The sequence below is a fragment of the Segatella copri genome (assembly GCF_026015465.1).
Taxonomy (GTDB): domain Bacteria; phylum Bacteroidota; class Bacteroidia; order Bacteroidales; family Bacteroidaceae; genus Prevotella; species Prevotella copri_E.
On record NZ_JAPDUQ010000003.1, the window covers coordinates 47483 to 59854 of the forward strand.

Genomic DNA, 12372 nt, shown 5'->3' on the forward strand with positions numbered 1-12372 from the left:
GAGGTTTATTTGAATTTTTTGTCGTACTTTCGCAACGGGAACTTAAATTCATTTAAAATAGTCTATCATGGCAAATGAATATAGAAAGATAATGTTGATGCAGATAAAGAATGGAGTGTGCCTTCTGTGCATATTCGCTCTTATGCTGTTGCTTGCTGCTTGCTTCTCCCTTCACACCACGCAGGCAGAGGTAAGATCCTTTAGCGTTATCCTGTTACTGGTCATCGGTTTGCTGCTAATGAGCGTGTTGGCTCTCATCGCTTTTCTCCGATACAAAATGTTGCGCAACAAGCAACAGCATCAGGAGGAGATGAACCTGATGATGGCGCTGAAGATGGAGAATGTGCGCAATCGTTTCCCGCCTCACTTCGTGTTTAATGTGCTCAATATCTTTGTCTCTAATCTTCCGAAGGAAGTTGATGTCAAGCCGCTTCATCTCCTGATACAAATACTCCGTTCCTACTTGCTTACATGCGATAAGATGGCGGTAAGTCTGGAGGAAGAATTGCAGATGGTGATGGGTTATTCTTCCCTTCGCCATGAAACCAATCCGTTCCTCCCGAAACCTCGGTTCCATATAGCCAAGGATGTAGATATGAAGCTGATGCTGCCGTCTATGATTATCCAGATTCCTGTAGAGAATGCCCTGAAGCATGCGTTTGTGGGCATGGAAGAAACTGGTGAGACGCCTTTGCTGGATGTTAATATCTGGGTAGAGGACGCGATGCTCCGGATAGAGGTAACTGACAACGGATGTGGAGAAGCGGGGGCTATTGACAGAAAAAAGAAGAATGGTTTTGCCAGTACGGGAACCGGATTGAGAATCCTGAACAGCACCATCGAAATGCTTAATGCAAGCAACGAACGCAAGATGTTCTTTAAGATGCAGAGCAACAGAGGAATTCCTGGGGAGGAGAATGCTCCGAAGAAGGGTATGCACGTAAGCATTGGAGTTCCATGTAATTACGATTACGATGTCTTTAAGTAGAAAACTTTTCATAAGAATTTAAAACATACTAATATGCAAGCAATGCAAGATAAAATCAAGGTTGTGATTGTGGATGATGAGCCACAGAGCATCCACAAGTTGCAAGATGATTTGGCAACTCTGGTAGATTTTGAGGTGATTGCCACATCCTCTTCGGCGGTTTCGGCTAAGAACCTTGTGATGAGCATGCAGCCCGATGTGCTGTTCCTCGATGTTGAAATGCCTGGGCAGACGGGCTTGGAAGTATTGCAGTCTTTGAGAGAAGAAATGCCGATGGAACTTATCGTAGTGTTTTACAGCGCCTTCGATAAGTATATGATTGAGGCACTCAGAGCCTCTGCCTTCGATTTCCTGTTGAAACCTTATCAGCAGGAGGAATTAGAACTGGTAGTAGACCGTATCCGGCAGAAGATGGTGGATGGAGATGAAAAAGATTCTTCTGCAGCTCTTGAGTCCTCTTCCTGGCCTTCGGTATCTGCGATGGCTTCTCTGAAAGCTCAGGAATTGTCGGGAGTGAATGGACTGTTGAAAACATCAGCCAAGCGTCTTGCCATTCAGACTATTTCGGGCTTATTAATGTTGAAGCCCGATGATGTGTTTTGCTGTACTTTCGATGAAGATACTCATCTTTGGCAGTTGAAATTGTCAAACGGTCAGATTTATAAGTTGAAGAAGCAGACCACGGCAAAAACCATCCTTTCCATGTCGCCTTCTCTGGCTCAGGTGCGTCAGGATTGCATCATCAATCTCGATTATCTTCTCTGCATCGAGAACTATACGCTCCGCTGCATCTTTTCTCCTCCCTTCGACCAGGAAGAAATCACGGTTTCCCGCCGCTGTTATAAGGCGGTAAAGGATCAGTTGGAGATATTGTAGGAATCGGAAAAAAGAAGAGGGTGTGCAAGATATAATTTTGCACGCCCTCTTCTTCTATGTTTTTATTCTTCAGTAATTCCCCCAATCCAATAGCCCTTTGCCTTCCTCGTCCAGTTCGATGCCGAGGCCTATCACCTTTCGCTTGTCTGCTTGGAAAGGCTCCAGGTATTTGTTATCCAGTATCTGCTGAATGGCAGCCTTTTTACCACCATTATTTTTCAGTTTCAGTTCTATCACGTAGATGTAGCGTGAAGTTTGGGCGATGATGTCGATCCTTCCTGTTGCAAGCATATGCTCTACCTCCACTTTCAGGCCGATGGCATTCAGAATGGTACTGATGATGAGACGGTAGCGCTCTTCCATATCCATCGAGGCAAGTTTCTTGTTGCTGTAAGGCACATCGGCAACCAATGCTTTCAGTGTTTTCATGGCATCTGCGATTTGTCCGGTACCCAATTGGCGGAACAGACTGCCTTGCAGACTGATAATATCGCTTTCTGATTTCATGGTCAGGCTTGGCAGCACAACCTCGTAAAGAGCCTGTTTCACTTCTTGGTTTGGAAAACCTAAGAAATAGCCAAATTCATCGCTCGACTTGATGGTAAGGTAACCCGTCTGATAGAGAAAGAGTTCGGCACCACCATTTATGACATCAGAACTCTCAAGAGTCTTGCGTAAAATCGGACAATTTTCGAAATTCCGTAAGCGCAGTTCCATGTTGTCCACAAACTTAGGTAGCATGGATGTTGCTCCTGATGAAACCCAGAAACAGCTCAAGTCTTGTGCCTCGAGTGCATTAAGGAGACTGAAAGGATTGTAGATGTCCACCATGTTTCTGCGACTGAAATGGTATCCATCGTAGTAATCCTTCAGGTTATCATGAGTTTGCTGCAAGGTCCACTCGTTCACTTCAGCCATTCTTTCCAGTTCCGGCTTGAAGTTCTCCCCGATTTCTTCTTCTGTAATACCGCAGATAGCTGCATATTCAGGAAGGAAACTGATATTGGTCAGGTTGTTGAGAACAGAGAAAAGAGAAATCTGCGTAAACTTGGTGATACCCGTAATGAAGACGAAACGTTGGTACGCATCATCAGCTTTCAAGATGGAAAACACGCTTCTATATACTTCTGTGCAACCCTCATGCTCGGGAGTTTTCCACGAGTGCTGGAGAGGAGAGTCGTACTCATCGATAAGAATGGCAACCTTGAGCCCTGTTTGCTCATAGGCGGTTTTAATGATTAGGTCGAAGCGGTTTCCTAGTGAATCTGTAGGTTTGATATGGATGCCATATAATTGCTCATAAACATCAAAAGTTCGATCCAGGTATGCCTTAACTTCATTTGCAGTCGCTCCCCCTCGGCTCATGTCGAATCGAATAACCGGGTACTGTTTCCATTCCTTCTCCAACTCCATGATTTTCAGTCCTTCGAAGAGCTCTTTTCTTCCTTCAAAGTAAGCCTGGAGTGTATCAACAAGCACAGATTTTCCGAATCGACGAGGACGGATAAAAAAATTATACTTTAAACCTTGGTTCGCCAATTTCCAAACCATGTCAGTTTTGTCAACATAGAGGTATCCTTCTTCTCTGATGACATTGAAAGATTGTATGCCTACCGGCAGCTTTCTGCATTCATTGTTTGCCATAATCTTTTCTCCTATTCCTATCTTTAGCCGCAAAGATACGCTTAATTTTTGAATCATGCAAGTTTTTGGCAATTAAAAAGATGTAAATAGATACCTGATAAAAGAATATATTGTACATGCTCTAGAAAAATGCATTTTTTCTTGTTTTTTTCACGGAAAAAACTTACTTTTGCACCATAATAGAGGAGAATTATAAACAAAAAGGTGGAATGATTTGCTTATCACCACAACATTTAAACCCCATTAGTTATGACGGAAGATATTAATATATTGACATTCGATAACTTTATTCAAAAGATTAAGACTATCAAGACATATCGCAGTAACGCCAATAAGGAATACAAGGTAGTTAAGGTAAACAAGACCGCATTGGTACTTAGAGATCAGCGCACTAAGGCTGATTTTGAAGTACCAGCAGCCCAAGTATTCGCTGCCATGAAAGAACTTGGTATTGAAAACTGCACGGTTCTTAAAATGCGCCAGTATGTAGGAACACATGCTGCACCAGCCTCTGCCGCCCTCATCTTCTGGGCTTTCGGACGAGGACAGGTTCAGGCAGCAATAAAAAAGTTTACCGATTTGACGGTTAGGATAATAAGAGAACAGCAAAAACGGAAATAGTAAATCTGGCAATCTGTACGGTTGAAAGCGAATATGGCTGTATTGGCTTACGAACATGACTGTATCGGGTTACGAATATGGCTGCGTTGGGTTACGAATATGACTGCGCTGGGTTACGAATATGACTGCATCGGGTTACAGATATGGCTGCGTAGGCTAACGGAGCCGTATCCGTAGGCTTGCCGAGACGTCTGCATCAACTAACTGAGACGTCTGAACTCGCTGACTGAACTACTTGAGTTAGCAGATTGAGCTACTTGAGTTAGCAAACTGAGCCACTTGAGATTTTTTCTTCATGTGCTTGCGTGCAACCATAGAAAAAATCAATTACGAAAACTCATTTGATTTCGATGCGGAGGGAATCCTTGTTGAATCGGATGCCGTCACGATTGATGAATCTGGATAAGGAACCATCGGCAGCCAGTTCTTTAGGAGTGCCGATAGAGAAACGGCTTTCTTCCATCAGCCAGAGACGGTCGGAGAGCTGGAGCGCCAACTCTACATCATGGGTTGACAGTAATATGGATTTATGCTGTTCGTGCGCCAGACGGCGGAGCATCTGTAGGGTTTCTATCTTGCTGGGGAAATCGAGGAAGGCGGTTGGCTCGTCCAGGATGATGATGCGGGTTTGCTGCGCTAGGGCTTTGGCTATCATTACCTTCTGACGCTCACCATCGCTCAGTTCGCTGATGTTTCTCTGGGCAAGATGCTGAATGCCCGTTTCCTGAAGTGCAGAGGCAACAATCTGCTTGTCGGCAGCAGATAATGTGCCCCAGAAACCGGTATAGGGAGAACGGCCTATGCCTACAATCTCTTCAGCAGAGAGTTGGGCATGGTCTGTCTTCGATGTGAGAACGATGCTGATTTCTCTGGCGAGTTCCTGGGCTGAGAAATCAGAAAGAGATTTGTCTTGAATCAGAATTTCGCCATCAAGCGCTGGCTGAAATCCGGCTAAAGTTCTGAGTAAGGTAGATTTGCCCACTCCGTTGGCTCCGATGAGACAGGTCAGTTCACCGGCTTGGAGCGAGGCATGAACAGGTGAGGCTATCGCCCGGAGCTGATGCTTCGAACGATAGCCTATAATCAGATTCTTTAATGTAATGCTTGATACCATCTAAAGAATATTTTCACCTTGAATATTTACTTCCTGATAGAAAAAAGGAAGAATTACTTGGCAGCCAAAACCTCAACCTCTACGAGGGCGCCCTTTGGCAACTTCTCTACAGCTACGGCAGAACGAGCTGGATATGGCTGGCTGAAGAACTCGGCATAAACCTCGTTCATGGCTGCGAAATCGTCCATGCTGTTCAGATAAACTGTAGTCTTAACCACATGAGAAAGGTCGGTACCTGCTGCCTTCAGGATGTTCTGGGCATTGGTGAGGCTCTGGCGAGTCTGCTCCTTGATGCCGCCTTCTACGAAATTGCCTGTTGCAGGGTCGATAGGAATCTGACCAGATGCAAAAACAAAACCATTTACTTCGATAGCCTGGCTATATGGACCGATAGCTGCAGGCGCATTGTCTGTGTGAATTGCGTTCATAATCTTCAATTTATAATTTACAATTTATAATTTAACACTTAACACTTAATACTAAACATTGAACACTAACCATTCAACATTAAATATTATACTATCCAGAGATGGAATCCCTTTGATTCCAAAGCCTCCTTGATTTCTTTTACGTGTTCCTCGTCGCGAGTCTCCATAGTGAGGCGGAGCACGCAGGCATTCACCTTGTTGCGGTTGGCAGAACGGTCGTGGTGAACACCGGTGATGTTGCCGCCCAATCCGGCGATGACAGAGCAGACCTCTACCAATTCGCCCGGTTTGTCATCCAGCTCCATCTCGATGGTACAGAGACGGCCACTCTTGGCAAGACCACGGGTGATGACGCGGTTCAGGATGGTTACGTCGATATTACCGCCGCTTACCACGCAGATGGTTTTCTTGCCCTTCACCGGAACCTTGTTGTACATTACTGCTGCCACACTGGCCGCACCGGCACCTTCGGCTACCATCTTCTCACTCTCTATGAGTTTCAGGATGGCTGCACAGATCTCATCCTCGCTCACGGTTACGATTTCGTCAACATAGTTGGAGCAGGTTTCAAAAGTAATCTTTCCCGGTTCCTTTACGGCAATACCATCAGCTACGGTCGCTACAGAAGGCAACTTCTCCTGTTTATGATCGTGCAGACTCTGGACCATACTTGCTGCTCCTTCAGCCTGAACGCCATATAGCTTTACATGCGGATTCAACGATTTGATGGCGAAAGCCACACCCGAAATCAGACCGCCGCCGCCAACAGGCACTACTACAGCCTCTACATCAGGCAGCTGGTCGATAATTTCCAATCCGATGGTGCCCTGCCCAGCGATGACATTCTCATCATCGAAAGGATGTACGAAGGTGTAGCCATGCTCATCTCTCAGTTCCAGCGCCTTCTGGTAGGCATCATCGTAAACGCCAGGTACCAGACAGACTTCAGCACCCAGTCGCTTGGTAGCTTCGACCTTAGAGATAGGAGCGCCTTCTGGCAGACAGATGAGGCTCTTGACGCCCATGGCTGTAGCTCCCAGCGCTACACCCTGTGCATGGTTGCCCGCAGAACAGGCTATCACACCCTTTGCCTTTTCTTCATCGGTGAGTTGTGAAATCTTATAGTAAGCACCACGAATCTTGAACGAACCGGTCTTCTGCAGGCACTCTGGTTTCAAATAAACATCACTCTCTGGGTTGATTCTTGGCGTGTGAACCAACTCAGTCTTTCTTATTACCTTGCTCAGCACGAAGCGAGCCTTATAGAAATTGTCAAGTTGTAACATAACTGCTGATATGTGTATAGTTTATTTCGTGCAAAGTTACTATTATTTGAAGAAAATACAAAATAATTCGGTTAAATTTTTGTTTATTCGATAATATTGCTTAACTTTGCGGCATAAAAACATAGTAACAAATAAACTAATTACTTTTATCTGGAAATGAAGAAAAACGTTTTAGCAGTAGCGCTGGCATTGTTGGCTAGCATTGGTGCCTATGCCGAAAAGAATACCATCACTTCTCCTGATGGTAAGTTGAATGTTGTGGTGGAAGATCGCGATGGCAAACTCTATTATTCCATCGATTATGCAGGCAAGCGAATGATGGAGGAATCACAGCTCGGTCTCCTTGCCAATGTAGGCGATTTCAGTCAGGGCTTGACCTATCAGGGCAAGAATGAGATAAAGGTGGAGAAGAGCTATGACCTCCGCACCGCCAAGGTTTCGCATGTAGATTATCATGCCAACCAGCTCAACGTGACATACATCAACGGTAAGAAGCAGCCGATGACGGTTACCTTCAATGTAAGCAACAACGATGTGGCATTCCGTTATACTTTTGATCAACTGAAGGCTCAGCATCTCATCGTGAATGAGGAGAAGACTGCCTTCAATCTTCCTAAGGTAACCACCACTTACCTCTGTCCACAGTCGGATCCGCTCATCGGTTTTGCCCGAACCAAACCAAGTTATGAAGAAGATTATAAGGTGGATCAGCCTCTTACTGCCAAATCGGGTTATGGTCATGGCTATACCTTCCCATGCCTCTTCAAGGTAGGCGGCGATGGCTGGGTATTGGTCAGCGAGACGGGTACTCACGGCAACTATCCGGGTTGTCACATCAGCGATTACGATGCAGCCAAGGGTTATCAGATCGCCTTCCCAATGGAGAAGGAGGCAGATGGCATCGGTTCTACATCGGGCACCTTCATTCTTCCGGGTTCCACTCCTTGGCGTACCATTACCGTGGGTTCTGATTTGAAGCCTCTGGTAGAGACCACCATTCCATACGATGTAGTAGAGCCAAGATTCGAGGCTTCCCAGAAATACGGAACAGGCAAGTATACCTGGAGTTGGCTCATCTGGCAGGATGAATCTTGCAACTATAACGACCAGAAGCAGTTCATCGACCTGGCTGCTACCATGGGATATGAATATGTGCTGGTTGATGCGCTCTGGGATACCCAGATTGGTAGAGACAAGATAGCAGAGTTGAGCAAGTATGCGCAGAGCAAGAATGTGAGTCTGATGCTCTGGTATAATTCCAATGGTGTGGCCAACGATGCACCTCAGGGACCTCGTGGCATTATGGATAACATCGTGGCAAGAAAGAAGGAGATGGCCTGGATGAAGAGCATCGGCATCAAGGGTATCAAGGTAGATTTCTTCGGTGGCGACAAGCAGCATACCATGCAGCAGTATGAAGACATCCTCAGCGATGCCAACGATTATGGCATTCAGGTTATCTTCCATGGTTGCACCCTGCCAAGAGGTTGGGAACGTATGTATCCAAACTATGTATCCAGTGAGGCTGTACTGGCTTCAGAGAATGTATTCTTCTCTGATTATCATGCCAAGCAGGAGGCTTTTGAACTGACCATGCATCCATTCTGCCGCAACGCCGTGGGTGCGATGGATTGGGGTGGTACCATCATGAACAAGTATCTCTCCAAGGATAACAAGAGTCGTCATCGCCGTTATACTACTGATGTTTTCGAGATGGCTTCGGCTATCATGAACCAGGCAGCTATCCAATGTATCGCCATCTATCCGAACAATCTCTCTGAGCTTCCTCAGCACGAGATTGATTTCCTCAAGAGCGTTCCTACTACCTGGGATGAGACCAAGTTCATCGCCGGTTATCCTGGAAAATATGCCGTTGTTGCCCGTCGCCATGGTGATAAATGGTATGTTGCCGGTTTGAACGGCACCGACCAGGTGATGAAGCTCACCCTGAATCTGCCAATGCTTGCCGGCAAGAGCGTTACCTATTATCATGAAACAGCCAGCAAGGACAAGAAGGCTCTCTGGCCAGTATCGCAGATGAAGACCGTAAAGGTGGATAAGAAGGGAAACCTGAAGGTAGTCATGCAGCCTAAGGGTGGACTGATTGTTGAAAAGTAAAAAGGTAAAAAAGTAAAAAGGTAAAAAGAAACTAGGGAGATTATACCCCGCTAGGCTTTTTTACCTTTTTACTTTTTTACCTTTTTACCTTTTAAAAATCCTTTTTACAGAAATGTTCCAAGGCAGCAGCTATGCCATCTTCTTCATTGGAAAGCGTGATGTAGTCGGCTTCGGCTCTAACCTCTGGTGCTGCATTCTGCATGGCTACACCCATGCCTGCCAGTTTCAGCATGCTCAAGTCGTTGTAGCCATCTCCGAAAGCAATCATGTCGGCTGGGGTGAGATTGATTTTCGACAGAAGGCGGAGCAGGGACTTTGCCTTGTCGATGCCTTTAGGAACCAGCTCCAGGAAGAATGGGGCTGAGCGGAAGATGTCCATCCTGTCGCCCAGAATCTCGGAAAGCTCGTTTTCTGCCTTGAGCATATCTGCCGGGTCGCCTGTCATGAGGAGCTTGGTAGGGTGAGGCTCCAGGGCTTCGAACAGGTTTTCTACCTTTCGGATGTTCATCTTGTTGATACGCGATTCTTCCTTCACATACTGGTCGTCGGGCATCTCGGTGATAATCTCGTTGCCGGCATATCCCAGCAGGGCATGGTTCTTCTCCTTCGCGTACCTATATAATATAGGTATCACCTCATCAGGCAGGAACTGGGCGAAGAGTTTTTCGCCAGTCTTGGCATTCACGATGTTGCCGCCATTATAAGATAGGATGTATCCGCCTCGCTTATCCAGTTTCAGGCATTCTGCCACCGGTTCGATGCCGTAGGTCGGTCTGCCTGAAGCAAGGATGATAACAACACCCTCGGCTTCTGCCTGGAGCAGCGCTTCGCGGGTTTTCGGGGTAACCACCTTGTCGTGGTTGGTCAGGGTGCCATCCAGGTCAAGGGCGATGGCACGGTATGGAAGATGATTCATATTTGATATATTATTGTATTTCTAATTTGACTGCAAAGGTAAGATAAAAAAACGATTGTAACAAAAAAAAGCGTTAAATATGATATAAATATAGGTGTTTGACTGATAATTACCTGTTTTTTATTGTTTATTATACACTATAGTCGGAAAGTTTTCTTATCTTTGCAACTGAAATAACAAACAATAATATTAAATTAATAAAACCTATTTGAAAATGAAGAGATTAGTTTCAGCAGTATTGCTTTCGGCAGCCGTAGTTGTGCCAACCATGGCGAAGAATGCAAAGACATTGGGCAATGGTTATCCATTTACTCAGGTTCCTTTCACCAGTGTGAAGATTTCACAGAATACTTTCTGGGGTGCCCGCTTGAAGGCTGCCCGAGAAGTAACCGTGCCATTGGCTTTCAGCAAGTGTGAGAGCGAGCACCGTTACAAGAATTTCGATATGGCTGCCTATACCCTGCAGCATCCTAACCACCCGGGCTTGAACACCAAGGAGTGGGATGTGAGCAAGTTCATGGGCTTTTCTTTCGATGATACCGATGTTTATAAGACCATCGAAGGTGCCAGCTACATCCTCCAGACTTATCCGAACAAAAAGTTGAAGGCTTACATCGACAGCGTGCTCGATGTGGTAGCTGCGGCACAGGAGCCAGATGGCTATCTCTATACCGCCCGTACCATCAACCCGAAGCATCCACACCAGTGGTCGGGAAATAAGCGTTGGGTCAAGGACGAGGAGGCGAGCCACGAGCTTTACAACCTCGGTCACATGGTAGATGCAGCCTGCGCTCACTATCAGGCTACCGGAAGCACCAAGTTCCTGAATATCGCCAAGCGTTATGCTGATTGCGTGGTAAAGGAGGTGGGACCTAAACCAGGACAGGCTACCATCGTTCCTGGTCATCAGATTGCAGAGATGGCTTTGGCTCGTCTCTATACCCTGACCGGTGAGAAGAAGTATCTGGATGAGGCTAAGTATCTGCTCGACTATCGTGGCAAGACTCATATCCGCAATCCATATTCTCAAAGCCAGGCTCCTATCCTGGAGCAGAAAGAGGCGGTAGGTCATGCTGTTCGTGCCGGCTATATGTATGCTGGTATTGCCGATGTGGCTGCCCTGACCAAGGATTCTGCCTATATGAAGGTCATCGACCGTATTTTTGAAAACATCGTTGGCAAGAAGTATTACCTTACAGGTGGAGTAGGTGCCCGCCATGCCGGTGAGGCATTCGGTGATAACTATGAGTTGCCAAACATGACTGCCTATAATGAAACCTGTGCAGCCATCTCTATGGTTTACCTTTTCGAGCGCATGTTCCTGCTTCACGGCGAGAGCAAGTATATCGACTGCATGGAGCGTAGTCTGTATAATGGTGTCATCTCGGGTATGAGTATGGATGGTGGCAGATTCTTCTATCCAAACCCATTGTCAAGCGATGGCAAGTATAAGTTTAATGCCGATGGCAACACCACCCGCCAGCCTTGGTTCGGATGTGCCTGCTGCCCAAGTAACTTGTGCCGCTTCATCCCTTCTGTTCCTGGCTATCTCTATGGCGTGAAGGGTAACAATATCTATGTGAATCTCTTTGCCGGCAATACATCTACCATCAAGGTGAATGGCAAGGATGTGGTTCTGGAGGAAACTACCGAGTATCCTTGGAACGGCGATATCAAGATTGCTGTGAAGAAGAGCGGTGTGAAGAATGCCAACCTCCTGGTCCGTATTCCTGGATGGGTTCGCAACCAGGTAGTACCTAGCGACCTTTACAAGTATAGCGATGCAGAGAAGCCTGCTTACACAGTAACCGTAAACGGCAAGGCTGTAGAGGCTGATCTCGATGCCAACAAGGGTTATCTCCCTGTCAAGAACATCAAGAAGGGCGATGTAATCCGCATCCATTTTGATATGCCTATCCGTACAGTTGTAGCTAACGGTAAGGTGGCTGATGATAAGGGCAAGGTTGCCGTAGAGCGTGGACCATTGGTATATTGCGCTGAGGCTGTGGATAATCAGAACGAGCCAGTGCTCCGTGCCGTTATGGCCAAGAAGCCTGCCTTCTCTGTGGTGGATAACTACAGCATTCAGAACACCGAGACCAAGGGCGCTCCAGCCTTCTCTGTCAAGGCCATCAAGGCTGATGCCCAGATTCTGGAAGAGGGTGCCAATGGCGTATCTGTCAAGAACGATGTGTTGACTCTGATTCCTTACTATGCCTGGAATCATCGTGGAGCCAATCAGATGAACGTCTGGTTCTATCAGAATTTAAGTGTGTTGGATAAATAATTTATGATTAGAAATTGATATTCATCTTGCGTCTGAACGATTATCCGATGGCGAAAGTGAAGTATCGGTTCGCAAATGCTAAGTAAATTCTGCT

At 46.3% G+C, this 12372-nt stretch carries 10 protein-coding genes; 5 read left to right on the forward strand and 5 right to left on the reverse strand.

The window, feature by feature from the left end; all coding sequences use genetic code 11:
* Positions 1-67 precede the first annotated feature (67 nt).
* Together ONT08_RS11395 and ONT08_RS11400 are read left to right on the forward strand one after the other, a co-directional pair.
* Positions 68-988 carry a histidine kinase gene (locus ONT08_RS11395; protein ID WP_118200715.1) on the forward strand — a complete coding sequence of 307 codons (921 nt, stop codon included), beginning with the start codon at positions 68-70 and terminating at the stop codon, positions 986-988.
* A gap of 33 nt (positions 989-1021) precedes the next feature.
* Positions 1022-1864 (forward strand): LytR/AlgR family response regulator transcription factor, encoded by an 843-nt coding sequence (locus ONT08_RS11400; protein WP_117587041.1) that lies wholly within the window; start codon positions 1022-1024, stop codon positions 1862-1864.
* A 69-nt stretch (positions 1865-1933) separates the two neighbouring features.
* Here ONT08_RS11400 and ONT08_RS11405 read toward each other — a convergent pair whose 3' ends face one another.
* Positions 1934-3508 carry an ATP-binding protein gene (locus tag ONT08_RS11405; RefSeq protein ID WP_264959981.1) on the reverse strand — a complete coding sequence of 525 codons (1575 nt, stop codon included), beginning with the start codon at positions 3506-3508 and terminating at the stop codon, positions 1934-1936.
* 249 nt (positions 3509-3757) lie between these two features.
* On the opposite strand from ONT08_RS11405, the gene ONT08_RS11410 reads away from it, so the two are divergent.
* Complete coding sequence (locus ONT08_RS11410; protein WP_118200713.1) at positions 3758-4129, forward strand: hypothetical protein; 372 nt, start codon at positions 3758-3760, stop codon at positions 4127-4129.
* A 337-nt stretch (positions 4130-4466) separates the two neighbouring features.
* Here ONT08_RS11410 and ONT08_RS11415 read toward each other — a convergent pair whose 3' ends face one another.
* The 3 genes from ONT08_RS11415 to ilvA form a co-directional block, all read right to left on the reverse strand.
* Entirely contained in the window at positions 4467-5243 is a 777-nt protein-coding gene (locus ONT08_RS11415; protein ID WP_118190219.1) for an ABC transporter ATP-binding protein, read from the reverse strand.
* A 53-nt stretch (positions 5244-5296) separates the two neighbouring features.
* On the reverse strand, positions 5297-5671 hold the full coding sequence (locus ONT08_RS11420) for a RidA family protein (protein WP_006848032.1): 375 nt from the start codon (positions 5669-5671) through the stop codon (positions 5297-5299).
* Positions 5672-5757: 86 nt separating this feature from the next.
* Entirely contained in the window at positions 5758-6957 is a 1200-nt protein-coding gene (gene ilvA, locus ONT08_RS11425) for a threonine ammonia-lyase (RefSeq protein ID WP_117587973.1), read from the reverse strand.
* Between the two features lie 156 nt (positions 6958-7113).
* Here ilvA and ONT08_RS11430 point away from each other — a divergent pair, with 156 nt between their 5' ends.
* The gene (locus ONT08_RS11430; RefSeq protein ID WP_264959982.1) at positions 7114-9075 is read left to right on the forward strand and encodes a glycoside hydrolase family 97 protein; all 1962 of its coding nucleotides are present in this window, start codon (positions 7114-7116) and stop codon (positions 9073-9075) included.
* A 91-nt stretch (positions 9076-9166) separates the two neighbouring features.
* On the opposite strand, the gene ONT08_RS11435 is transcribed toward ONT08_RS11430, so the two are convergent.
* Positions 9167-9991 (reverse strand): Cof-type HAD-IIB family hydrolase, encoded by an 825-nt coding sequence (locus tag ONT08_RS11435; protein ID WP_264959983.1) that lies wholly within the window; start codon positions 9989-9991, stop codon positions 9167-9169.
* A 214-nt stretch (positions 9992-10205) separates the two neighbouring features.
* Between ONT08_RS11435 and ONT08_RS11440 the strand changes: the two genes are divergently transcribed.
* A complete protein-coding gene (locus tag ONT08_RS11440; protein ID WP_264959984.1) occupies positions 10206-12278 on the forward strand; it encodes a glycoside hydrolase family 127 protein in 2073 nt (690 codons plus the stop codon).
* Positions 12279-12372: the final 94 nt, after the last annotated feature.